Source organism: Nonomuraea sp. NPDC003560, from assembly GCF_042878785.1.
In the GTDB taxonomy this organism is placed as follows: Bacteria; Actinomycetota; Actinomycetes; order Streptosporangiales; family Streptosporangiaceae; genus Nonomuraea.
This window is the reverse complement of record NZ_JBIAOF010000004.1, coordinates 733,890-756,650: the sequence shown is the minus strand read 5'-3', so window position 1 is coordinate 756,650 and position 22,761 is coordinate 733,890. Positions and strand designations below refer to the sequence as shown.

At 74.8% G+C, this 22,761-nt stretch carries 24 protein-coding genes; 13 read left to right on the top strand and 11 right to left on the bottom strand.

Annotated features, from left to right (window positions below):
• Positions 1 to 57: 57 nt before the first annotated feature.
• Positions 58 to 720 carry a TrkA family potassium uptake protein gene (locus tag ACFYUV_RS19725; protein ID WP_352326306.1) on the bottom strand — a complete coding sequence of 221 codons (663 nt, stop codon included), beginning with the start codon at positions 718 to 720 and terminating at the stop codon, positions 58 to 60.
• Positions 713 to 2,071, bottom strand: coding sequence for a TrkH family potassium uptake protein (locus ACFYUV_RS19720; RefSeq protein WP_387670163.1), 1,359 nt, complete (start codon positions 2,069 to 2,071; stop codon positions 713 to 715). The genes ACFYUV_RS19725 and ACFYUV_RS19720 overlap by 8 nt, the downstream gene beginning before the upstream one ends.
• A 236-nt stretch (positions 2,072 to 2,307) precedes the next feature.
• Here ACFYUV_RS19720 and ACFYUV_RS19715 point away from each other — a divergent pair, with 236 nt between their 5' ends.
• Positions 2,308 to 3,921: a PP2C family protein-serine/threonine phosphatase gene (locus tag ACFYUV_RS19715; protein WP_387670162.1), complete on the top strand. Its 1,614-nt coding sequence runs from the start codon at positions 2,308 to 2,310 to the stop codon at positions 3,919 to 3,921.
• Complete coding sequence (locus tag ACFYUV_RS19710; protein WP_387670160.1) at positions 3,918 to 4,979, top strand: B12-binding domain-containing protein; 1,062 nt, start codon at positions 3,918 to 3,920, stop codon at positions 4,977 to 4,979. The genes ACFYUV_RS19715 and ACFYUV_RS19710 overlap by 4 nt, the downstream gene beginning before the upstream one ends.
• Positions 4,980 to 5,024: 45 nt before the next feature.
• On the opposite strand, the gene ACFYUV_RS19705 is transcribed toward ACFYUV_RS19710, so the two are convergent.
• Positions 5,025 to 5,666 carry a 4a-hydroxytetrahydrobiopterin dehydratase gene (locus ACFYUV_RS19705; RefSeq protein ID WP_387670158.1) on the bottom strand — a complete coding sequence of 214 codons (642 nt, stop codon included), beginning with the start codon at positions 5,664 to 5,666 and terminating at the stop codon, positions 5,025 to 5,027.
• A 109-nt stretch (positions 5,667 to 5,775) separates the two neighbouring features.
• Between ACFYUV_RS19705 and ACFYUV_RS19700 the strand changes: the two genes are divergently transcribed.
• The gene (locus ACFYUV_RS19700; protein ID WP_387670156.1) at positions 5,776 to 5,976 is read left to right on the top strand and encodes a hypothetical protein; all 201 of its coding nucleotides are present in this window, start codon (positions 5,776 to 5,778) and stop codon (positions 5,974 to 5,976) included.
• A gap of 25 nt (positions 5,977 to 6,001) precedes the next feature.
• On the opposite strand, the gene ACFYUV_RS19695 is transcribed toward ACFYUV_RS19700, so the two are convergent.
• Complete coding sequence (locus ACFYUV_RS19695; RefSeq protein WP_387670154.1) at positions 6,002 to 6,463, bottom strand: VOC family protein; 462 nt, start codon at positions 6,461 to 6,463, stop codon at positions 6,002 to 6,004.
• Between the two features lie 49 nt (positions 6,464 to 6,512).
• Entirely contained in the window at positions 6,513 to 7,442 is a 930-nt protein-coding gene (locus ACFYUV_RS19690; RefSeq protein WP_387670152.1) for a LysR family transcriptional regulator, read from the bottom strand.
• Between the two features lie 72 nt (positions 7,443 to 7,514).
• Between ACFYUV_RS19690 and ACFYUV_RS19685 the strand changes: the two genes are divergently transcribed.
• The 4 genes from ACFYUV_RS19685 (at position 7,515) to ACFYUV_RS19670 (ending at position 11,255) form a co-directional block, all read left to right on the top strand.
• On the top strand, positions 7,515 to 8,462 hold the full coding sequence (locus ACFYUV_RS19685; RefSeq protein ID WP_387670150.1) for an NAD-dependent epimerase/dehydratase family protein: 948 nt from the start codon (positions 7,515 to 7,517) through the stop codon (positions 8,460 to 8,462).
• Positions 8,463 to 8,468: 6 nt separating this feature from the next.
• The gene (locus tag ACFYUV_RS19680) at positions 8,469 to 9,341 is read left to right on the top strand and encodes an aldo/keto reductase (RefSeq protein WP_387670148.1); all 873 of its coding nucleotides are present in this window, start codon (positions 8,469 to 8,471) and stop codon (positions 9,339 to 9,341) included.
• A 60-nt stretch (positions 9,342 to 9,401) separates the two neighbouring features.
• Positions 9,402 to 10,445, top strand: coding sequence for a response regulator transcription factor (locus tag ACFYUV_RS19675; RefSeq protein ID WP_387670146.1), 1,044 nt, complete (start codon positions 9,402 to 9,404; stop codon positions 10,443 to 10,445).
• An 87-nt stretch (positions 10,446 to 10,532) separates the two neighbouring features.
• Positions 10,533 to 11,255: a hypothetical protein gene (locus ACFYUV_RS19670; protein WP_387670144.1), complete on the top strand. Its 723-nt coding sequence runs from the start codon at positions 10,533 to 10,535 to the stop codon at positions 11,253 to 11,255.
• A 71-nt stretch (positions 11,256 to 11,326) separates the two neighbouring features.
• Here the strand turns inward: ACFYUV_RS19670 and ACFYUV_RS19665 are convergent, their stop codons facing one another.
• Positions 11,327 to 12,676 carry a S8 family serine peptidase gene (locus tag ACFYUV_RS19665; protein ID WP_387670142.1) on the bottom strand — a complete coding sequence of 450 codons (1,350 nt, stop codon included), beginning with the start codon at positions 12,674 to 12,676 and terminating at the stop codon, positions 11,327 to 11,329.
• Between the two features lie 91 nt (positions 12,677 to 12,767).
• Positions 12,768 to 13,736 (bottom strand): DMT family transporter, encoded by a 969-nt coding sequence (locus tag ACFYUV_RS19660; protein ID WP_387670140.1) that lies wholly within the window; start codon positions 13,734 to 13,736, stop codon positions 12,768 to 12,770.
• 213 nt (positions 13,737 to 13,949) lie between these two features.
• On the opposite strand from ACFYUV_RS19660, the gene ACFYUV_RS19655 reads away from it, so the two are divergent.
• Positions 13,950 to 14,771 (top strand): CPBP family intramembrane glutamic endopeptidase, encoded by an 822-nt coding sequence (locus ACFYUV_RS19655; RefSeq protein WP_387670138.1) that lies wholly within the window; start codon positions 13,950 to 13,952, stop codon positions 14,769 to 14,771.
• Positions 14,768 to 15,427, top strand: coding sequence for a transcriptional repressor LexA (gene lexA, locus ACFYUV_RS19650; RefSeq protein WP_387670136.1), 660 nt, complete (start codon positions 14,768 to 14,770; stop codon positions 15,425 to 15,427). Before ACFYUV_RS19655 ends, lexA begins: the two co-directional genes overlap by 4 nt.
• A 24-nt stretch (positions 15,428 to 15,451) precedes the next feature.
• Here the strand turns inward: lexA and ACFYUV_RS19645 are convergent, their stop codons facing one another.
• Positions 15,452 to 16,066 (bottom strand): peptide deformylase, encoded by a 615-nt coding sequence (locus ACFYUV_RS19645; protein WP_387670134.1) that lies wholly within the window; start codon positions 16,064 to 16,066, stop codon positions 15,452 to 15,454.
• 164 nt (positions 16,067 to 16,230) lie between these two features.
• Here ACFYUV_RS19645 and ACFYUV_RS19640 point away from each other — a divergent pair, with 164 nt between their 5' ends.
• The 4 genes from ACFYUV_RS19640 to ACFYUV_RS19625 all read left to right on the top strand — a co-directional run bounded on the left by ACFYUV_RS19640 (position 16,231) and on the right by ACFYUV_RS19625 (position 19,864).
• Positions 16,231 to 17,130 carry a hypothetical protein gene (locus ACFYUV_RS19640; protein WP_387670133.1) on the top strand — a complete coding sequence of 300 codons (900 nt, stop codon included), beginning with the start codon at positions 16,231 to 16,233 and terminating at the stop codon, positions 17,128 to 17,130.
• A gap of 179 nt (positions 17,131 to 17,309) precedes the next feature.
• A complete protein-coding gene (locus tag ACFYUV_RS19635) occupies positions 17,310 to 18,356 on the top strand; it encodes a methyltransferase (protein WP_387670131.1) in 1,047 nt (348 codons plus the stop codon).
• 68 nt (positions 18,357 to 18,424) lie between these two features.
• Positions 18,425 to 19,264 carry a GNAT family N-acetyltransferase gene (locus ACFYUV_RS19630; protein ID WP_387670129.1) on the top strand — a complete coding sequence of 280 codons (840 nt, stop codon included), beginning with the start codon at positions 18,425 to 18,427 and terminating at the stop codon, positions 19,262 to 19,264.
• Between the two features lie 129 nt (positions 19,265 to 19,393).
• Positions 19,394 to 19,864, top strand: a complete 471-nt coding sequence (locus tag ACFYUV_RS19625) for a PepSY domain-containing protein (protein ID WP_387670127.1) — start codon at positions 19,394 to 19,396, stop codon at positions 19,862 to 19,864.
• Between the two features lie 196 nt (positions 19,865 to 20,060).
• On the opposite strand, the gene ACFYUV_RS19620 is transcribed toward ACFYUV_RS19625, so the two are convergent.
• Genes ACFYUV_RS19620 through ACFYUV_RS19610 form a run of 3 tightly spaced genes read right to left on the bottom strand, consistent with a single transcriptional unit; the run spans position 20,061 to position 22,683 of the window.
• Positions 20,061 to 20,672 carry a class I SAM-dependent methyltransferase gene (locus tag ACFYUV_RS19620; protein ID WP_387670125.1) on the bottom strand — a complete coding sequence of 204 codons (612 nt, stop codon included), beginning with the start codon at positions 20,670 to 20,672 and terminating at the stop codon, positions 20,061 to 20,063.
• Complete coding sequence (locus ACFYUV_RS19615; protein WP_387670123.1) at positions 20,669 to 21,286, bottom strand: TIGR04282 family arsenosugar biosynthesis glycosyltransferase; 618 nt, start codon at positions 21,284 to 21,286, stop codon at positions 20,669 to 20,671. The genes ACFYUV_RS19620 and ACFYUV_RS19615 overlap by 4 nt, the downstream gene beginning before the upstream one ends.
• 38 nt (positions 21,287 to 21,324) lie before the next feature.
• A complete protein-coding gene (locus tag ACFYUV_RS19610) occupies positions 21,325 to 22,683 on the bottom strand; it encodes a glycosyltransferase 87 family protein (RefSeq protein WP_387670122.1) in 1,359 nt (452 codons plus the stop codon).
• Between the last annotated feature and the right edge of the window lie 78 nt (positions 22,684 to 22,761).

Here is a 22,761-nt window from a genome sequence, read left to right as displayed (position 1 = left end):
CCTGTCGCCCCGGCCAACATCGGCCCGCCCCGTTGGGCCCCGCCGACGACCCTCCGGCTAGGTGAGGTCGGCGAAGCGTTCGACGTCCTCGGTGCGGCCGGAGACGATGATCACGTCGCCGTACCCCAGCTCGGTGTCGGAACCGGCGTAGGTGAACTCCTCCTCCGCGCTCTTGACCGCCACCACGGTGACGCCGTGCTTGCGGCGCAGGTTGGACCGGCCGAGCGGCACCCCGATGTACTCCTTGGGCGGCCGGGTCTTGGCCATCGCGAAGTTCTCGTCCACCTGCATGAAGTCCAGCATCCGGCCGGTCACCATGTGGGCCACCCGCTCGCCCATGTCGTGCTCGGGGAAGACGACGTGATGGGCGCCGATGCGCCCGAGGATCCGGCCGTGCTGGCGGCTGACGGCCTTGGCCCAGATGTCGTCGATCTCCAGCTCGATCAGCAGCGACGTGGTCAGGATGCTGGCCTCCAGGTCGCCGCCGATGGCCACCACCGCCCGGTAGAAGTCGGGCACGCCGAGCTGCCGCAGCGTCTCCAGGTCGGTGGAGTCGGCGGTGGCGATGTGCGTGATCTGCCCGGCCAGGCTCTGGGCGACCTTGGGCCGGTTGTCGATGGCCAGGACCTCGGTGCCGCGCCGGGTGAGCTCCAGGGCGAGCGAGGTGCCGAACCGGCCCAGGCCGATGACCACGACGGGGTCTGTCTTCTTGTCAGCCAACGATGACACGTTCCTCGGGTAGTTCGTAGCGACGGGTGCGCTCCTTCAGGGCGAGCGCGGAACCCAGCGTGAGCGGGCCGATGCGCCCGATGAACATCAGCGCCGCCAGCAGCAGGTGCCCGGCGGGCGTGGCGTCGGCGGTGATGCCGGTGGACAGCCCGTTCGTGCCGAACGCCGAGACCACCTCGAACAGCACCTGGTCCAGGCTGTGGGGCGTGAGGGCGAGCAGCAGGTAGGTGGAGACGGCGACCAGCACGACGCCGATCATGGTGATCGAGATGACCTGGCGCTGCGCGGACTCGGCCAGGCGCCGGTGGCCGATGTTCACCCGGGGCTCGCCCCGCAGCTCGGCCCAGATGATGAACGCCAGCAGCCCGAACGTGGTGACCTTGATGCCGCCCGCCGTGCCGGCGCTGCCGCCGCCGATGAACATCAGCAGGTCGGTGGCGAGCAGGCTGCTCGGGTAGAGCTGGCCGATGTCGAGGCTGTTGAACCCGCCCGACCGCGGCATGACCCCGGTGAAGAACGCGGCCAGCAGCTTGCCGGAGTCGTCGAGCCCGCCGAGCGTCCTGGGGTTGCGCCACTCGGTCACCAGGAAGACCAGCGTCCCCACCGCGAGCAGGACGAGCGTCACCCCGACGGTGACCCGGGTGAGCACCGACCATCGGCTGGGCCGGCGCCAGGCGCGGGCCAGCTCGAACACCACCGGGAAGCCCAGCCCGCCCGCGATCACCGCGAACGCGATCGGCAGGCAGATCCACGCGTCGGTGACGAAGCGCATCAGATTGTCCGGCCACAGCGCGAACCCGGCGTTGTTGAACGCCGACACCGCGTGGAACCAGCCCAGGTACATCGCCCGGCCCAGCGGCTCGCCGTAACCCGTGACGAAGCGCGCGGTGAGCACGGCGCCGACGATCAGCTCGGAGACGAGGCTGAAGATGACCACGTTGCGCACCACGCGCCGGACGTCGGACATGCTCAGCGTCTTGGTCTCGGCCTGGGCGAACATGCGGGCGCGCAGCCCCAGCCGGCCCGCGACCAGGACGGTGAACAGCGTCGCCATCGTCATGATGCCCAGCCCGCCCACCTGGGCCAGCATGGCGATCACCACCTCCCCGGCCACCGACCAGTGGGTGGCGGTGTCCACCACGACCAGGCCGGTCACGCAGGCCGCGGACGTCGCGGTGAACAGCGCGGTCAGCCAGCCGGCCGACTCGCCCGTGGCCGTGGCCATGGGCGAGGTCAGCAGGGCCGTGCCGGTCAGGATGAGGGCCGCGAACCCGGTCGCGATGACCTGCGCCGGATGGTGGAACCGGGACAGGAAGGCGCCCGTCAGCCGCAGGCTTCTCATGGCGCGCCCCCGCCGTGCGCGGCCGGGCGGGGGACATGGTGTGAGGCGAGCACGATCAGACGGTAGACCACCCGGCCACCGCTCCGGCACACGCGTCCGCAGACGGGGGCGGGAGCGTGCGCCGAAGGTAACGCGGCTAAAAATGCGACAAAGACGATTCGGCGTCGGGAAAGCCGTGCAGGTCACGTCAGTAGAGTGAAAATCTCGTAGGTGTTCACGAACGGGGCGCGATCGGCATGCTGGGGGAGGACACGCCGTACCCGATGCTGGTCGCCGACGCGTCGGGCGCCGTCGAGCGGGCGAACGCCGCCGCCCGGTCGCTGCTGGGCGACGCGACGCGGATCGCGCCGGACTGGCTGGCCCGCGCCCACCACGACCTGTGCGCCCGTCTGGCCGCGTCACCCGACGCCGGGAGCAGGCCGGAGCCCGTCCGGGGGCCGGTCGGGGAGCGGGTGTTCGAGGCCCATCCCGTGCGCGCCGGGCGCGACCGCGTCACCTGGTGGCTGGTCGACGTCACCGCGTCGGAACGGGCCATGGAGGTGCTGCGAGGCGAGCGGGACTCGGCCGCGTCCATGGTGGCGGCGGCCACCGAGCTGCTGTCCTCGCTCAACCTCGACCGCTGCCTGGAGGCGGTCGCCCGCCTGGCCGTGCGGCACCTCGCCCACGCCGCCCGGGCCGTCGTGCCGCTGGGCCCGCGCCGCTACGAGGTCGCCTACCACGAGGCCGGCGGCGCGTCCGTGCGCCGGAACCTGGACATCGACCCGCGCTCCATGCCGGGGCTGGCCGAGGCGCTGCGGGCCTTCCCGCCGGTGCCCGCCCGCTGGGTGGACCCCGGGCAGGCGCCCGGCTGGGTGCTGGGCGAGGGGCGGGACGACACGCGTTCCGTGGTGGTGATCTCGCTGCCCGGCTACGGCCTGCCCGCGGGCGCGCTGATCCTGCTGCGCTCCTCGGCCGGCTTCTCCGCCGCCGAGGAGGCGTTCGCCCGGCTGTTCGTGGCCCGGGCCGGCACCGCGATCTCCATCGCCCGCGTGTACGCCGAGCAGGGGGCCATCGCCGAGACGCTGATGGCCGACCTGCTGCCGCCGATGACGCCGTACCTCGACGTCGCCGACGTGGCGGCCCGCTACCGGGCGGCGGGCCACGGCGCGCTGGTCGGCGGGGACTTCTACGACGTGCACCCGGTCGCCGGATCGGGCGGGGCGGCGCTGGTGGTGCTCGGCGACGTCTCCGGCAAGGGCCTGGAGGCCGCCGTGCTGACCGGCAAGATCCGCAACACGCTGCGCGCCCTGCTGCCGCTGGCCGACGACCACCAGCGCGTGCTGGAACGGCTCAACGAGGTGCTGCTCGCCGGTCCCAGCCCGCGTTACGTCACGCTGGTGCTGGCCGGGGTCGAGCGCCGCGGCCACCGGCTGGAGCTGCGGCTGACCAGCGCCGGCCATCCGCCGCCGATGATCGTCCGCAATGACGGCCGGGTGGAGGACGCCCGCACCCGCGGCACCCTGATCGGCCTGCTCGACCAGATCAACAGCGTCACCGAGACGGTGCTCCTGGCCCCCGGCGAGACGTGCCTGCTCTACAGCGACGGCGTCATCGAGGCCAGGGGAGGCCCGCTGGGCGACGAGATGTTCGGCGACGACCGGCTGCGCGAGGAGCTGCGGCAGTGCGCCGGCATGCCGGCCGCCGCGCTGGCCGAACGCGTCCAGATGCTCGCCTCCCAGTGGGCGGGCGAGCGGGAGCGCGACGACATCGCCATCGTCGCCATCGGCGCGCCGCGCGAGACCCCCGACGCCCCCGACGCCCCCGACGCCCCCGACGGCCCGGACGGCCCGGACGGAGGTCTTCCGGCGTGAGCGCCCCCGGCCCGCGGGAGGAGATCGAGCGCTGCGTCGAGGCGCTGCGGACGGCGGCGACGTCCGGCGACGAGTACGCCGCGATCGACGCCGCGCGGGCCGGTCTCGACGCCGGCGTGCCCCTGGAGACCATGCTCCTGGACGTCGTCGCCGTCGCGCAGGCCCGCGTGGGCCTGGACTGGGCGGCCAACCGGCTCACCGTCGCCCAGGAGCACACGGCGACCGCCGTCCACGAGCGGGTGCTGGCCGTGCTGGCTCACGAGCCGGGCGCGCGCGGCCACCGCACCGGCCCGGCCAGGGGGCGGGTGAGCGTGGCGTGCGTGGACGGCGAGTGGCACACCTTCCCGGCCCGGCTGCTGGCCGAGGTGCTCCGGCTGCGCGGCTGGCAGGTGGACTACCTGGGCGCGCACGTACCGACCGCGCACCTGGTCGTGCACGTGCACAGGACCGCCCCGGCCGCGGTCGCGCTGTCCGGGTCGATCGCCACCCGGCTGCCCGCCGCGCACGCGGCCATCAGCGCCTGCCAGGCGGCGGGCGCGCCCGTGCTCGTCGGCGGCGCCGCCTTCGGGCCCGACGGCCGCTACGCCCGTCTGCTCGGGGCCGACGCCTGGGCGCCCGACGCGCGGGCCGCCGCCGACCTGCTCGACGCCGGGCCGCCGCCGCGCCGGGCCGCGACCGGGCTGAGCCCCGGACGGCCGCCGCACCTGGCCGGCCCCGAGTACACGGCGCTCACCGACCGGGCCCCCGAGCTGGTCAGGGGCGTGATGCAGGAGCTGGACGAGCACGTGCCCGTCACCGCGGGCGAGGAGCCGACCGGCCACACCGCCGAGGACGTCGCCTACGTCGTCGACTACCTCAAGGCCGCCGCCTACGTCGACGACCCCGGCCTGTTCACGTCCTTCGTCAGCTGGATGGCGCACGTGCTGACGGCGCGCGGCGTGCCGGCCCGGGTGCTGGCCGTCACGCTGGACGCGCTGGCCGCCCGCCTGGCCGGCCTGCCGCGCACCCGCGAACTGCTCGCCCAGGCACGCGCCGGGCTGCCCGACGGGCCTCGCTGACCACGCGCCGGGCTGCCCGACGGCCGCGCTGACCGCCGCCGCGGCTCAGTCGCGCTCCTGCCAGGTGCACAGGCAGACGTGGTTGCCCTCGGGGTCGGCCAGCACCCAGAACCGCGGCGCCCCGTCGGCGCGCACCAGCCGCCCGCCCGCCGCCAGCGCCGCGTCGATCCGCGGCTGGACCTGCGCGGGCTCCACCCACACGTCGAAGTGCCAGCGCTGGCGGGGCTCCTCGTCGCCGGACGGCTGGAACCACACGCCCGGCAGCGCGCCGGCCGGGTCCTGCAGCTCGCCCCGGTCGTCGGCGGGCACCGCCAGCACCGCCGCCCAGAACGGCCGGACCGTGTCCCGCGCGGGGGTGTCGAGGCCGAGTTCGAGCACCGAGACGGACGCCGGGTCGAGGCGCACCCCGGCGTCGGCGGCGAGCGTCGTGACCGCGCGCGCCAGCCGCAGGTCGCGCTCGGTGACGCCGCCCGCGTCGTGACTGGACAGCCGGACGTCGACATGGGTGTAGCGCAGGTCGAGGTCGGGATGGTGGTCCATCTCCTCGGCCGCCGCCCCGATGGCGTCGACGAGCGCGAGCCCGGCGGCGAACGTGCCGGTGTGGAGTCGGGTGTGCAGGCTGCCGAGCAGGTACGCCCACCCCGCCGGCCCCTCCTGTGCGATCTGAGCTCCGGTCAGCTTGGCCATGCGGCCATTCTCGCAGCACTCGCCTTCTGCTTTCCCCCCGCGACTGAGGTGAGCGCAACCAGATCCGTCAGGCGACAGACAGCCTGCGCACTGCGGCGGCCTCGGCCAGGTGGGCGGCGAGAACGAGCCCGCCGGGCGCGGCGCGGAACCGCCCCCGGACGGGCCGCCGCCGGCCTGGCAGCACAACGTATGGTCCGACCCATGGATCGCCGAGACGCTGAAATGCCGATTCTGCCTCGGCTCGAAGAAGGTGACCCACATCGAAGCGGGCACGCTGGTCATCGTGCCATGCAGATGTGCCGACGACTGATTCGTCAGCCGGACGTCCTGGACGGTCAGTCGAGGCAGAACTCGTTGCCCTCGGGGTCGGTCATCACGATGTGGCCGGCGGCGAACGGGGGCTCGGGCTCGTGTCGCCGCACCCGCGTCGCGCCCAGCCCGACCAGCCGCTCGCACTCGGCCTCCAGCGCCGCCATGCGCTCCTCGCCGCGCAGCCCGGGAGCCGCCCGGACGTCGAGGTGCACGCGGTTCTTGGCGGCCTTGCCCTCCGGCACCCGCTGGAAGAACACCCGGGGGCCCCGGCCCTCGGGGTCCTCGATGGCCGATCGCGTGTCGCGCTCCTCCTCGGGGACGCCCATCCCGGCCAGGAAGTCGTCCCAGGCGGCCAGCGGGTCGGCGCCCTGCGGCAGCTCGACCCCGGGCGGGCCGGGGTGGACGTAGCCCAGCGCGTCACGCCAGAACGTCGACAGCGCCTTCGGGTCGTGGGCGTCGAAGGTGATCTGGACATGGCGGCTCATATGAATCACTCCGTTCGGTGCGGGAAAGGTTCCCCGGGACACTGTGACATCACCGGCGGACAGGATCGGTCCGCTGCCGTCCCAATGCCGCGGCCTCCTCGCGCAGCCACTCGACCAGCGTCGGCACCAGCGGGTGGTCGCGCCGCGGGGCGGTGGCGATCCCGAGGTAGCGGGCCGGGCGCGGCGGGTTCAGCGGCACGACGGCCAGGCCGGGCGTGTCGCGCGCCAGGCAGATGGACGGCACCAGGCTGACGCCCAGCCCGGCCGCCGTGAGCGCCTGCGCCAGGTGGTAGTCGGTGGTGGAGCCGCTGACCCGCAGCTCGAACCCGGCCGCGGCGGCGTACCCGCGCAGGAACGCCTCGGTCTTGGAGCAGCCGATCACCCACGGCTGCTCGGCCAGCTCGGTCAGGTCCAGCGACGCCCGGCCGGCCAGCGGATGGGCGGCCGGCAGCGCCACCGACAGCGGGTCCTCGGCCAGCGGCGTCCAGGCCAGCCCCGTGCGGTCGCCGGGCAGCACCGGCAGCGGCCCGTCGAAGTGGTAGGCGATGGCCAGGTCCGCCTCGCCGCGCCGGACCAGCGGCAGGCTGTCCTCCGGCTCCCGCTCGACCACGTTCGTCGCGACGTCGGGATGGGCGGCGACGAACCGCGCCAGCACGCCGGGCAGCAACGCGCGGCCGCCGCTGGTGAAGGTGGCCACGGTCAGCCGCCGGCGCCCCGAGGCCAGCTCGTCGATCCGCTCCCGGGCGTGCCGCAGCTCGGCCGCGATCGTCTCGGCCGTCTCCACCAGCAGCCGGCCCGGCTCGGTGAGGGCCACGCCGCGGGTGCTGCGGGTGACGACCGGGGTGCCGAGCTGCCGTTCCAGCGCGGCGATCTGCTGCGAGACGGCGGACGGCGTGAGCAGCATCGCGGCCGCCGCCCGGTTGAAGCTGCCGTGCGCGGCCACCTCCCGCAGCACCCTGAGCCGATGGGCGTCGATCAACAGTTCTCCTTAACACGAGGCCAGCAAGTCACCACTACCACTGCTGACGCCGTCCGGGCCAGTCTTGGCCGCATGCGACACATCTGCGTCATCGGCGGCAACCGCTACTTCGGCCGCCGCCTGATCCGCCTGCTGCTGGCCGGCGGGGACCGCGTGACCGTGGTCAACCGGGGCTCGGCCGCGCCGCCGACCGGGGCCGAGCACGTCGTCGCCGACCGGGCGGACGCGGCGGCGCTCGCCCGCGCCCTGGACGGCCGGGCCTTCGACGCCGTCGTGGACCAGGTCTGCTACACGCCCTCGCACGCCGACGTCGCCCGCCGGGTCTTCGCCGGCCGCACCGCCCGCTACGTGATGACCTCCACCATGGAGGTCTACGACCCGGCCACCTCGCCGTCCCCGCTGCCCCCGGCCGCGGCCCCGGTCCGCGAGGAGACGGTCGAGGCCGCGTCCTGGCCGGTGGACCGCGGCCTGCCGTGGGGATCGCCGGACGCCCTGTCCCGGCTGCTCGGCGAGGCGGCCGCGTACGCCGAGGGCAAACGCCAGGCCGAGGCCGTGTTCGCCCGGGACCCGGCCTTCCCGTTCCTCGCCGTGCGCAGCGCCCACGTGCTCGGCGGCGGGGACGCCGACTTCACCGGACGGCTGCGCCACTACGTGGACCGCGTACGCGCCGGGCTGCCGGTCGCCGTGCACCGCGACCCGGCCCCCACGTCGTTCGTCCACCACGCGGAGATCGCCGCGTTCCTGCACTGGGCGGCGACGGGCACCGACGTCACCGGCGCGCTCAACGCCGCCTCGCCCGACACGCTGACCGTCACCGGCCTGTGCGCGGCCGTCGCCGCCGCGACCGGCTCGCCGGCGCCCGTCCACCGCGTGGTGACCGGCGGCGAGCCCGCCTCGCCGTTCTCCTTCGACCGCTCCTACGCCATCGACGCCGGCCGGGCCGCCGCGCTCGGTTTCACGTTCACCGACGTCGCGGCCTGGCTGCCGCGAGCCGTCGCCGACCTCCTCCCGGAAGGCTGACCGACCATGATCACCCGCCGCGTCGGAACCGCCGAGGTCGGCGCCGTCGGCCTGGGCGCCATGCCGCTGTCCATCGAGGGCCGCCCAGACCGCGTCCGCGCGATCGCCACCGTGCACGCCGCCCTCGACGCCGGCCTCACCCTGATCGACACGGCCGACTCCTACCACTGGCACGCCGGCGAGCGCGGCCACAACGAGGAGCTCGTCGCCGAGGCCCTGGCCACCTGGTCCGGCGACGCCTCCGGCGTGCTGGTCGCCACGAAGGGCGGGCGCGGCCGTCCCGGCGACGGCTCCTGGACGGTCGACGGCCGTCCCGACCGCCTCAGGGCCGCCTGCGAGGGCTCCCTGCGCCGCCTGCGCGTCGAGGCGATCGGCCTCTACCAGCTGCACAAGCCCGACCCGGACGTCCCGTGGGCGGAGTCGGTGGGCGCGCTGCGCGACCTCCTCGACGCGGGCCTCATCCGCGCGGCCGGCGTCTCCAACGTGACCTGCGAGCAGATCCACGAGGCCAGGGCCGTCCTCGGTGACTCCCTGGTCTCCGTGCAGAACCGCTACAGCCCTCAACACCGCGACAGCCTGCCCGAGCTGCGGCTGTGCGACCGCCTCGGCATCGCCTTCCTGCCGTGGAGCCCCCTCGGCGGCATCGCCCGCAGCGCCCTGGACGGCCCCGGCGCCGCCCCGCCCCGCACCCCCTTCCACGAGGTGGCCGAGGAACGCGGACGCACCCCGCAGCAGGTCTGCCTGGCCTGGCACCTGGCCCACTCCGAGCACGTCGTCCCCATCCCGGGCGCCACCCGGCCGGAGTCGGTGCGGGCGTCGGCGGAGGCGACGGCCCTGAAACTGACCGAGGACGAGCTGCGGCGGCTGAATGTGACCTGACGTAGCCGAATGGCTACCCTGTGCTTGCCGGGCAGGGTCGTGGCGTGCTGACCTGGCCGCGTGAGCTCATGCCAGGACCGCGTGCTCCACGAGGTGCGCACCTTGATGGACCGGGGCGTCGCGGCCGAGCACGTCGGCGCCGCCGTGTCCGCCGCCATCGCCCCGCTGCTGCCGCACGACGCGCTGAGGCTGGTCGGCACCAGCCCGGCGACCGGGCTCGGGCAGGGCTCGTTCAGCTTCTGGCACCGCTACGAACGCGAGCTGGCCGTCTCCCTGCTCGCCCACCGCCGCGCCCACGGCGACCCGTGCCGGCCCGCGTCGCTGGCCCGGCTGCGGGTGCCGGTCGCGGTGGCCGGCGCCGCGGAGGGGGCGCGGCGGGCGTTCGCGGCCTGCGGCGCCTCCTGCGAGCTGCGGCTGCTGCTGCGTGACGGGCGCGGCGGCGTGTGGGGCCTGCTCGGGCTGGTCCGCGCCTGCGACGCCGTGCCGTTCACCGAGGAGGACCGGCGCGGGGCGACGCTGCTCGCCCCGGCCCTGATGACCGCGCTGCGCAGGTACGTCACCGCCGCCCCGCTCGCCCCCACCGTGCCCGCCCTGCCCGCCGGGGTGATCGTCGTCGGCCCCGACCGCGGCGTCCGCGCCGTGACGCCGCAGGCCCACGCGTGGCTCGACCGGCTGCGCCGCCCCGACCGGCACGGCCCGCACGCCTGGCTGGCCGACACGTTCGTCACCGCCCTGGCCGCCGACGCCGCCGAGCACGCGCGCGGCACGGACGCCGGCCGGCCGATCATCTGCGCCCCGGCGGCCCGGTACGGCCGCTGGCTCGCCGTCGAGGGCCAGACCCTGGACGAGGACGGCACGGGCGAGGTGGCCGTGGTGATCCAGGCGGCGACCGGCGGCCTGCTGCTGCCCTCGTTCTGCGACTGGTACGCCCTCACCCCGCGCGAACGCGGCGTCCTCGACCTGCTGTGCGCCGGAGCCGCGCCGAAGCAGATCGCCCGGCTGCTCGACCTGTCCGGGCACACCGTGCACGACCACCTCAAAGCGATCTTCCGCAAGACCGGCGCGAGCGGCCGGGACGAGCTCATGGCCGCCTTCACCGCCTGACCGCCATCCCCAACACTGGGGGGCTGCCCGCGCCGCCGCCCCGCCCGACCATGAGGGAGTACGCAGCACTACCAAGGGGAGGCACCCGTGACCCAGATCTCAACCCCCGCCCGCCGCCAGGTCGAGCGCTTCCTGGACTTCTCCGACCACGTCGGGGGCCTGGAGGAGGCCGACGTGCTGGCCCTCCTGCGCGACCACGACATCACCACGCTGGAGCAGCTCGTCGCCAAGGCGGTCAGGGCGCCGCGCTCGGCCAAGCCCGTGCCGGCGGACCCCGCCCGCGCCCTGGCCCGGCCCCGGGCCGCGGCGGCGCTCGCCAACGCGCCCATCACCCACCCCGCGCCCGCCATGGCGGTGGTCGTGGACGGCGTCGAGCACGACCCGGCGGACCTGACCCGGTTCGACGGCCGCCCGCTGACCTACCTCTACCACCCCGAGCGCCTGACGGCGGTCACCGACGACACCGCGGTCAACGGCGCGCTGTGGGCCGCGGCGCTGCTGCGCGACCCGCGTCCGGCCACGCGGGGCGAGGTGCAGATGTTCGAGCACGTCGAGTACGCCGGCGACTGGTTCTGGTGCCCGGCCCGCCAGGCCTACAACGACCTGACCGACGTCCACCACGGCCCGCTGCACCTGCACGACTGGAACGACGTCATCAGCTCCATGGGCGGGACGAACTGCACGGTCCGCTACTACGAGCACATCAACTTCGGCGGCAGCTCGCTGATCGTGCCGCCCTTCTCCGACATCCCGAACCTCGTCCCCAGCGGGTGGAACGACCGGATCTCCTCGGTCTGGAACCACGGCTGACCCTTCGTCCACCGGCCCTCCCCGGCGGACGGCGGCGCCGCGTACCCACGGGTGCGCGGCGCCGTCGCGGTTCAGGCGGCCCTGGTGCGGTGCGAGCGGAGCGCGGCCAGGACGCCGGCGGGGTTGACGATGCCGTACCCGTAGTCGTGGTCGAAGCCGACCGTGCTGCGGTCCTCGGCGGTGCGGTTGAGCAGCGTGCGAAGCTGCGCGGGCGACAACTTGGTGGACGGGTGGCGGGTGCGCAGGGCGGCGATGACGCCGGCCACCACGGGGCAGGAGGTGGAGGTGCCGGTGTCGGGCGTGCCGGGGCCGCTGGCCTCGGAGCCGGCGTAGTGGGTGTAGGCGGCCAGGTCGGGCTTGTGGTCGCCCAGCCGGGCCGGCCCCTGCGAGGAGTAGCCGACGCGCTCCCCGTGGGTGTCGACCCCGGCCACCGTGACCACCTTCGGATGGCCGTTGCCGCCCACGATGTCGGTGAACCCGCAGCTCGCCGCCGGGCAGTCGCGCCCGCAGTTGCCCGCCGCGAACACGATGTCGGCCCCGGCGTGCTCCAGGCTGGAGATCATGACGTTGAACGGGTGCATCGGGTTGTCGGAGTAGTTGCCGGGGTGGCCGGGCGGGAAGTCCTGCTCCGGGTTGTACAGGCCCCAGCTGTTGCTGACGACCAGCGAGCGGGACTCGGCCGGCATGGCCTCCAGGAGCCCGCGCAGGTGGGTGTAGGCGGCCACGGCGTCGGACAGCATGCCCTCGACCGTGCCCTTCCTGCTCTGCAGGACGGCGATGTCGAGCAGCGTCGAGCGCGGGGCGGCGAGCTGGGTGTTGAAGGCGCACAGGCTGCCGTGCTCCACCGGGTAGCGCCCCGGCGTGGGCGTGACGCCGGGCGGTGCCCAGCTGTGCCCGGCGTCCAGGGTGACCTGGCGGCCGAGCTTGGTGCTCACGTGGTCGGCGTTGACGCCGCCGTCCACCACCGCCAGGTTGACGCCGTGGCCGTCGTAGCCGGCCGCGCGCAGGTCGGAGGCGTGCAGCAGCCGTTCGACGTCGTGCCAGTCGCCGACCGGGCCGGTGTCGGCGCAGGTCAGGTTCGGATGGATGGACGGGTCGGCGAACACGCCGACGACCTCGCGTACGGACGACGACAACAACGCCAGCCTGGACGGCACGTCGTCGTCGGAGAGCTCGCCGCGCACGAGCACGCTGGCGTGCTCGGCCGACAGGGAGAAGCCCAGCGGCCGGTTGAGCGACGACAGCAGGCCGCCCGAATGCGGGGCGGGCAGCGCGCGCGGCAGGGCCACCGGGGCGAACGCCTGGTCCAGGACGATTCCCGGCAGCTCTCCTGCCACGTCGGCGACCGTGGCGGTCACACCGGGGTCGAGGACGGCTTCGACGGTTTCACGGGCGGGGCGGAGCTGGATCAGGACACGCAAGGCTCCACCTCCTTCCTCGGGACGGGGATGGGACAGTCGTTGCTTCCCCTTGTAAATACCCGTTGTAGTGAATTAACTACTTACAGTAGTGTCAGCACTTCATTGCTCCCGAGGTCACCTCTTTGTCGCCGTCCAGCCCCGTCGCCCGGGATGGTCGTGTGCGGCGGGTCGCGGTCTGGGCGAGGAGCGCGCCGGACAGCACGATCACGCCGCCCGCGATCTGCAGCCCGCCCAGGCCCTCGCCGAGCACCCCCCAGGCCGCCAGCGCGCCGCCGATGACCTCCAGCGACGCCACCGTGGCGCCCACGGCGGCCGACAACCGCCGCACCGCGTTCACCCCGAGGATGTAGGCCACCACGCTGGCGACCACCACCATCCACGCGAAGGCCACCGGCACGGGCAGCGTCAGGGCGCCGGGCGCGGGAGTGGCGGACGTCGTGAACGCCTCCCACCGCAGCGCCCACGGGCGGGCGACCGGGACCAGCGCGACGGCCGCGCCCGCCATGCCCCAGGCGACCAGCCCGAGCGGGTCGACGTCGTCCCCGAAGCTGTCGTTCATCAGGAAGTATCCGGCGGAGCAGGCCGCGGCCAGCAGGCCGAGGGCCAGGCCCAGCGCGTCCAGCCGCAGGTCGTGCCAGACCTCGGCGACGATCCCGAGGCCGGCCAGGGCGACGAGCGCCCCGGCGTAGGCCGCCCGGGGCAGCCGGACCTTCCGGACCAGCCGCACCCAGGCCGCCACCATGACCGGGGCCATGTAGACCAGCAGCAGGGCGACCCCCACGGGCAGACGGGTGATCGCCGCGAAGTACAGCGACTGCACCCCGGCCACCGCCACGACCGCGTACAACGCGAAGAACGGCCACCTGGCCCGCGGGATGCGCAACGCCGCGGGCCGGACCACGGCCAGCACGCCCAGCAGCAGGAGCCCGGCCGCCGCCATCCGCGCCCACACGGCCTCGATCGGCGTCAGCCCGGCCGCGACGAGGTACTTGGCCATCGGCCCCGAGAACGCGAAACACGACGAGGACCCGAACGCGAGCGCGAGCCCCGCATACCTCATGCCGCACCACCAGCGCCGTCATCACTGCCTGCCAGGAAGCCACGACCCTGACACGCGCCCCGGCGCGGGCGCAACGCGATTACCGGCTCTCAGCCGGTGGTCGTAGTCCCCGGGTGGCAGAGGCGGGGCGGCGATTCGGATCTTCGGCCGATGGGCGGCGGGAGCAGGCTCCTGAACACTTGGCGGAGCCCGCCCCCGGAGGAAGGTCCGCCCGTGTTCCGACAGCTCGACGACCGCGTCACGTCGATCGTCTACATCGTCCTCGTGCTCGCCGTCTCGGCCGGCACCGCGCGCGTCGCGGAGGGGCTCGTCCTGGCCCTGTCGCCGCTGCTCACCGTGCTGGTGCTGCTGTTCGTCGTCACCCGGGAGGGGTTCTCCAGGGACGGGCTGCGCCGCCTCGGCCTCGGGCGGGCCGGGCTGCGCGCCTGGCCGGCCGCCGTCGCCGCCACCGCCGGGGTGTGCCTGCTGGCCACGGCGGGCGCGGTCGTCCTGGGGTTCGGGCGGTTCACCGCGCCGCGGGGCGACTGGGCGCAGTCGGTGGCGGCCGTGCTCGTCACCGGGCCGATCCTGGCCTTCGCCGAGGAGATCGGCTGGCGGGGTTACCTGCAGCCCCGGCTCGCCTGGCTGGGGGAGCGCACGTCCATGCTCGTCGCCGGGGTGGTGTGGATCGCCTGGCATCTGCCGTACATCCTGTTCACGCCGTACTACCACGCCGAGGGGGCGCGGGCCGTCGTGCTGCCGCTGTTCGGCGGGTCGGTGATCGCGTTCTCGTTCCTCTTCGGGTACCTGCGGGTCATGTCCGGCAGCGTGTGGCCGGCCGTGCTGGCCCACTTCGCGCACAACGCGACGTTCGCCCTGCTGCTGGAGCACGCCGTCGTCACCGACCGGCCCGTGGTGGTGGCCGAGTACCTGGCCGGCGACACCGGGCTGTTCGTCCTGGCGGGCACGGCGGCCTGCGCCCTCGCGGCCGGGATCGCCCGTTCCGCCGGCGGCCGCCACCGCACCGGCCGGCCGGCCTCTAGCATTCCCCTGTGACCACCTACGACGACCATGACACGTTCGAGCACCTGAACGTCTCGGCCCTGCCGCAACGACAGCAGCGGATCCTGGCCACGATCCGCGACTGGGTGGTCAGACGCGGATACCCGCCGAGCACCCGCGAGCTGGCCCAGGCGGTCGGGCTGCGCTCGCCCTCGTCGGTCTCGAAACACCTGAGGAGCCTGGAGGAGCAGGGCTTCCTCAGCCGCGGCGCGACGATGACCCGCCCGATCGACGTGCGCCTGTTCCTGCGGCCGCCGTCGGCCGAGCCGCCCGCCGAGCTGGTGAGCGTCCCCGTGGTCGGCGACATCGCCGCGGGCGCGCCCATCCTCGCCGACGAGCACCTCGACGACACCCTGACCCTGCCCCGCGACCTCACCGGCCGCGGCACCGTGTTCGGCCTGCGGGTGCGCGGCGACTCGATGGTCGAGGCGGCCATCTGCGACGGCGACATCGTGGTGGTGCGGCAGCAGCCCGAGGCGCACTCGGGGCAGATCGTCGCCGCCATGATCGACGGCGAGGCCACCGTGAAGGTCTACCGGCGGCGCGACGGGCACGTCCTGCTCGAACCGCGCAACCCCCGCTACGACGTCATCGACGGCGACCGCGCCGTGGTGCTGGGGATCGTGGTCTCGGTGATCCGCAGCGTGTGACCGGGAGCGTGTGACCCGGCGGCGTCAGGGGCGGGGGGCCAGGAGCCGTTCGTGGTTGGCGGTGGTCGACAACGAGCGGAGGTCGGCGCGGTCCAGGTAGATCGCGCCGTTCAGGTGGTCGGTCTCGTGCTGCGCGATGCGGGCCGGCCAGCCGGACAGCTCCTTCTCGTACGGGCGGCCGTCCCCGTCGAGGGCCGACAGCCGTACCCGCGCGTGCCTGGGCACGACGGCGGTCAGCCCCTCCACGCTGAGACACCCCTCGTAGAACGCCCGGAAGCCGGGGCCGAGGGGCGTCACGACGGGGTTGACCAGCTCCAGGGGCGGCTGCGGAACGCGTTCGCGCTCGGCGGCCAGGTCGGGCGGCAGCTCGGCCGGGTCCTCGATGACCGCCAGCGCCAGCGGGATGCCGACCTGCGGCGCGGCCAGGCCCACGCCCACGCCCGGCAGGTGTCGGAACATCGCGTCGAGCAGGTCGCGCAGGAGGGCGTCGGAGAGCTGGCCGTCGTACGGCTCGGCGGTCCGGCGCAGCACGGGGTCGCCGATCTGGGTGACCGACCAGGGCCGGGGGGAGGCGAGCAGGGCGTGCACCCGCTCGGTCAGCTCCTCGGCGCTCGGGCCGGTGCCGTTCAGGGGGCTCATGAGGGTCCTTCCGCTCGACGTCGCTCGCTCAGCAGACGGTAGAGCATGCGCGGTGACCCGGTTTCGGCGGGTAAAGAGGGCTAGAAACATTCATAGAGTAGTTGATCCACTGCAATGGGTAATGATCGCTGCGGATGATCACGTAACGTCGCAGGGAGACACCCATGTGCAAGAGAACGATCGCCGTCCTCGGCCTGGCCGCAACGGGGCTGCTGACGGCGGCGGGCCCGGCGGCGGCCGAGGACGGCAGCAGGGCCGCTGCTCCGTGCGTCGCCGCCCGGCTGGAGGTCACCGGCGGGCCCTCGGTCGCGGCGGGCGCGCTGCTCGACACCTCGGCCGTGCGGACGTTCCTGCAGGGGCTCGTCCGCCCGGCGGACCGGCCCGGGGCGCTCCCGCGGTCGGCGGACGCGTCGTTCGCCGAGGCCGCCGAGTTCCCCGGCGTGCTCGACGCCTTCCTGCTCGACGTCGAGCAGGAGATCGGGGTGAGCAGGCCGGACAGCGGCACGGAGGAGGCCGGGCCGGCCGCGGGGGACGGCGACACCCTGGCCCGGCGGATCCTGGAACCGCTCGTCGCCGCCGCCCTGGACTGCACCCCGGCCACCACCTCCCCGGCCGCCACCTCCCTGGCCGCCGACACGTCGGACACCGGCACGTCTGTCACCGGCACGTCGGACATCGGGGCGTCGGGGACCGGCTGGGCGGAGACCGGGCTGCCGGACGCCGGCTCGTCGGCCGAGGCGGAGCCGGCGTCCCTGCTGGACGCCGCGGGAGCCACGGCGGTGCTCGAAGCGCTGGTCAACCGGCCCGAGACGTGCGTCACCGACGGCACCGCGACCGTCCGCGCCGGCGACGACGGCATGTCGGTCACGAGCTCGTCGTCCCGGGTGTCGCTGCTCGACGCGCTCGGCGTCAGAAGGACGCTGGACGTCCTGACCGGCCGGCCCTCGGCGGCCTGCCCCGCTGCCGACGTGCCCCTGTCGGCGGCGACCACCGAGCAGGACCGGCCGAGGTCGCTCCTGGGCGGCCTCGGTCTCGGGGCCCTGTTCTCCAGGCTCCTGGGCTGACGCCCCCCGGAGGCCGCCCCCCGCCGGGGGACGCGCGGGACGGGCCGGGGTTTCCGCATGGGACCGGCTGGGTTTGCGCGCGGGACCTACTGGGCTTTTCGCGCGGGACCGGACGGGGCCGGGATCGCGTGGTAGGTTGCGGGCGAGCCTTGATCCTTTGGGAGAAGGGGGCTGCGGCCGTGACAGGCACCGGCGACGAGACCGTCCACCCGACGGCGTGGCAGGCGGCGTGGGAGGTGCTGGCCCCCGTCACGGACATGGTCACCCCGATGGCCGTGCGCGTCGCGGCCACCCTGCGCCTGACCGATCTGATGGGCGGCGACGAGCTGCCCGTCGAGGAGCTGGCCCGCCGGTCGGGCGCCGACGCCGACGCCCTGGGCCGGCTGCTGCGCCACCTCTCCTGCCACGGCGTCTACGCCGAACGGGAGCCCGGCGTGTTCGCGGTCAACGAGCCCGCCGCGCTGCTGGCCGCCGGCCACCCCTCCATGATGCGCGACCGGCTCGACCTCGACGGCTTCGGCGGGCAGATGGACGTCGCGTTCACCGGCCTGCTGCACACCGTCCGCACCGGGCGGCCCGCGTGGGAGAGCGTCCACGGCGCCCCGATCTGGCACCATCTCGCCGCCCATCAGCAGGTCGGCGAGTCGTTCGACGCCCTGATGGCCGCCGGCGCCGACGACCTCACCGACGCGGCCGAGGGGTACGACTGGTCCGGCGTACGGCACGTGGTCGACGTCGGCGGCGGCACCGGCGCGCTGATCGCCGAGATGCTGAGCGCCCACCCGGGGCTGCGGGCCACGCTCGTCGACCTGCCGGACACGCTCGAGCGGGGCCGGCGGTACCTGACCGGGCTCGGGCTGGACGGGCGGTGCGCGTTCGCCGGCCAGAGCTTCTTCGAGCCGCTGCCCCCGGGCGGCGACGTCTACGTGCTCAGGCGCGTGATCCACGACTGGGACGACGCCGACGCCGAGCGCGTCCTGCGGCGCTGCGCCGACGCGGCCAGGCCGCACGGACGGGTCGTCGTGATCGAGTCCCGGGGCGGCGCCGGCGACGATCCGGCCATGTTCGCCGAGATGAACCTGCGCATGCTCGTGATCAGCGGAGGCCGGGAGCGCACCGTCGCCGACTACACCACGCTCGCCGACGCGGCCGGGCTCGACGTGGCCGGGGTGCGTCACACGCCGCTCGGCAACGTCGTCCTCGACTGCGTCCCCCGAAGCGGCTGACCGGGCTCCTCTCCAGTGCGGCTCCGCGTGGTGCCATACTTGATCATCCGCACGCGAAGGAGGCCACGGTGACCATCGAATGGGCCGCGCTGTCCGCCACGGACCTGCCGGCGATCGCCGAGCTGGCCGGCAGGTGCGCGGCGCGCGACGGCGGGCTCCCGGCCCCCGCGTCGCCCTCCTTCCTGGAACGCCGGTACGTCACGGACACCGCGGTGGGCGCGTTCATGGAGGGGCGGCTGGTCGCCTGCGGGGCCGTGCGGCCGGTGGGCGAGACGTCGGCGGCGACCGGCCTGGTCGACCCCGGCCACCGGGGACGGGGGCTGGGGGCGGGCCTGCTCGACCGGCTGGCCGCCGAGCCCGGGAAGGTGCGGCTGGAGACCGAGTCGCTGACCCCGCAGGCGCACGAGCTCTTCCTGGCGCGCGGCTTCCGCCAGGCGTTCGCCGAGGACGTCTTCCGGCGCGACCTGACCCGGCCGCTGCCGGACGTCCCGATGCCGGCGCGGGTGACGGTCGAGGAGTGGTCCCCACTCACCGAAGGGGCCTTCCACCAGGCGTACTCCGCGTCCTTCGCGGACCGTCCGGGCTTTCCCGGGTGGACGCGGGAGCAGTGGGTGGACTGGCTGGTCGATGACGAGTTCCTGCCGGGGTGCTCGCTGGTGGCGTTCGAGGGCGACGTCGCCGTCGGCTTCGTGGCGTGCGCGGAGGAGTTCCTGATCCAGGTCGGGGCCGTGCCAGGGTGGCGGCGGCGCGGGCTGGCGCGGGCGCTCGCCGTCGCGGCGCTCGGACGGATGCGCGACGGCGGCGCCGGTCAGGTCTTCCTGGACGTCAACGTCAACAACCCGGCCTCGGCCGCGCTCTTCGGCGGTCTCGGGTTCGAGAAGATCGCCCGCCGCGCCCGTTACGAGTAGGTCCGTCGGGGTCGTGGGGGCCGTTCGGCGTCTTAACCGGACGTTAGGGTTCCCGCAGTTCGTCGCTATCGTCCCGGCGGCCACTCTGGGAGGCGTCAGGACGACGACCGAACGACGGAGTGATTCCGCATGCGTAAGCCCATGATCATCGCTGGACTGGCCACGGCCGGCGTGCTCGCCGCCGGCGTCGGCACCGCCTTCGCCACCGCCTCCACCCCCATCCCTGCCGGCACGTCCGCGCCCGCTCCGGCGATCTCCCGGGAGCAGGCCGAGAAGACGGCGCTGGAGAAGGTGCCGGGCGGCAAGGTCACCTCGGCCGAGCTGGAGAACGAGGACGCCGGCCAGGTCTGGGAGATCGACATCGACGCCGCCGACGGCACCGAGCGCGAGATCACCGTGGACGCCGCCAAGGGCACCGTCCTCGCCGACGAGACCGACGACGAGATCGACGACCACGCTGACGACCAGGCCGACGACCGCTCGGACGACAGCACGGACGCCCAGAAGACCGACCAGAACAACGACCAGACCGCCAAGAGCGACGACGACGCCGACGACCACGGCACGACCGGCAGCGACGACGACGGCGACGACGACTGAGCGACGCCGACCGGCCGTCCCGACCGGACGCTGATCCAGGCGCGCCCTGGGCGGCCGCGGCTCGGCCGGACGCCGGTGCCGGCCGGGCCGCGGACGGTGGGCGGTGGGGCCTGGCCCGATGCCAGCCCCGATGGGTCGTGGGCGGCGGCTGGTCGGACGCCGGTGTCGGTGGGACGTGGGCGGTGAGGGCTGGAGGTCAGTGCAGGTGGGCCAGCCAGCGGCCGTGCGTCGGCCGGCAGTGGGCGGCCGTGAACCCGGCGTTCGCGGCCAGGCGCGCGATGTCGGCCGCCGAGACGGTCGCCCAGCCGAACCAGTCCCCGGCGCGCACGCCCACGCGCAGCCGTACCCGGTCGACCCGGCTGCGCGTCCACGGCGGTGCGAGCTCGGCCAGGACGGTGCCGCCCGGCCGTACGAGCTGCCGGACCCGCCGTAGCAGCGCCGCGGGGTCACCGCCGATGCCGATGTTGCCGTCGGCGAGCAACGCCGTCGCCCACTGGCCGGTGCCCGGAACGTCGTCGAAGACGTCCCGCAGGAGGGCGAACCCGCCCGCCCGGCGGGTCAGGGCGACGGCGTGCGGCGTGACGTCGATGCCGAGCGAGGCGACGCCGCGCCGGGTCAGCGCCGCCGTGAGCCGGCCGGGGCCGGAGCCGATGTCCAGCGTGGGGCTGCGGCAGCGGCTCAGGATCTCCTCGTCGCCGTCGATCGGCGCGAACCAGCGCGCGGCCGCCAGCTCGGCGCGGGTGCCGTCCAGGTACTCGATCTCGGCGCGCTCACCCGCGAGCGCGGCCGCGTAGATCTCCCCGATCACCGGTGCAGCGTTCTGAGGGTGGTGGCGAAGCAGGAGGTGGGGGTCTGGCAGGCCACTTCGGTCGCGGCGGTGGCGGTGTCGACGTCGATCAGCTCGGGCAGGTGGTGGACGGCCAGCCCGGCGCGGACCAGCCGGTCGAGCTGGACCTTGCCCGTCTCCGGGTGCGACATGGGCACCCCGAGCAGCAGCGCCGGGTCCGGCCGCCGGAGCCCCAGCAGCCAGAAGCCGCCGTCGGCCGCCGGGCCGTACACCGCGTCGTGGTCGGCCAGCGCCTCCCCGGCCTCGCGCAGCAGCTCGGGCGTGACCTGCGGGGTGTCCATGCCGATGAGCACGACGGGCCCGGGCCGCAGCCGGTGGGCGTCGGCGAAGGCCGCCGCGAGGCGCTCGTCCAGGCCGGCGCCGCGTTGCGGGATCACCACGAAACCGGGGGGCAGCCAGCGGCCCGGCAGGCCGTCGAGAGCGAGGACCCGCTGGGCGGCCGGGGTCGCGGCGACGGCGCGCAGGCTGTCGCGGAGCGCGGCCTCGGCCAGCGCGGCGGCCTCGGCCGGACTGTACGGGGGCGTCAGCCGGGTCTTGACGCGCCCGGCCACGGGCTCCTTGGCGATGAGGACCATCTGCGGCAGATGCTCGAACGTGGGACGACTCAGCTTCCTCAGTCCTTCCGTGCCGATGACAGCAGGTGATCGCCGCGGGACCGCCGTACGGCCCAGCCGGCCAGCACGACGAGGGCGGCCGCGGCGTACGCGGGGGTGCCGGGGGTGCCCGGGGCCGCCGGGCCGGCGGTGTAGGCGACCGCGCCGGCCAGGGCGACGCCCAGCCACTCCCACCGGCCGTCCAGCGCGGCCAGGGCGACGACGAGCAGCGCGTACCAGGAGTAGCCGGGGGTGAACAGCAGCAGGAGGGAGCCGCTGACCAGCAGCGCGCCGCGCCAGGGCCGGTCGGCGTCGCCGTACCGCAGGACGGCCAGGACGACCAGGCCGAGCAGCGCGACCGCGGCCCAGGGCGCCCACCCGTCCGGCACGAACAGCCGCAGGACGGCATAACGGTTCCCGCCGCCGGGCCCGTCGTAGCGCTCCTCCTTGAGGTAACCCGGCAGGTAGCCCGCCACCGAGGCGCCTGAGACCAGCACGTACGGCAGATAGGACAGCGCGATCACGAGCCCGGCGGGCCCGACGACGCCGAGCACCCGCCGCCAGGCCACACCTCCACCAGAGCCTCCACCCGGGCCCCCGGGCAGCACCCCGGACAGCACCCCGGACAGCGCGCCGGGCAGCGCGGTCACGGGCAGCAGCTTGGCCGCCACGGCCGCGCCGAGCAGCGCGCCGCGCCCCCGCACGGCGGTGAAGGCCAGCACCACCAGCAGCACGCCCAGCATGTCCACGTGCGCGTTGTTCACCGCCTCCACCGGCACGGCCGGGCACCACGCCCAGTACGCCGCCCGCCGGGCCCCCGCCGCCCGGCACAGGATCGCCAGCACGGCCACGGCCGCCGCGAAGCCGCCGAGCTGGAGCGCCTTGTGCCGCACCCCGTCCGGCGACAACCAGTGGACCAGCAGGAAGTAGCCCTGCGCGACCGGCGGATAGATCGTCGGCTCGGTGGGACGGTTGATCCGGGTGCAGCCGCCGCCGGGCAGGGGCCACAGGGACGGGGCGTCGCAGGCGGCCGGGAAGAGCCAGTCGTCGCGCAGCCGGACGAGCGCCGGGTCGGCCGGCGGGTGGTCGTAGGGCGAGATGCCGGCGGCCTGCACCCGGCCGTCCCAGGCGTACCGGAAGGAGTCGGTGCTGCTGCTCGGCGGGGCGGCCAGGCCGGTCGCGGCGAGCGTGATCCCGCCGGCCAGGACCAGGACGGCCGTCCGCCGCTCCGGCAGCCGGGCGGTCTGCCACAGCGCGGCCGCGAACAGCGCCCAGGCCGCCAGGTACCAGCCCAGGTGGGGCGGGCCCGTCACCAGCCGCAGCACCACGGCCGCCAGGGCGGCGAGCGTCCCGGCGGCCGCCGTCGTGTTCCGGTTCACGGCGGCAGCCTCGCATCCGCAGGCCGGTCCGGGGCCGCCGCGGCGGTTCACGTTCGTCGTTCGTAAGAACCCTTACGA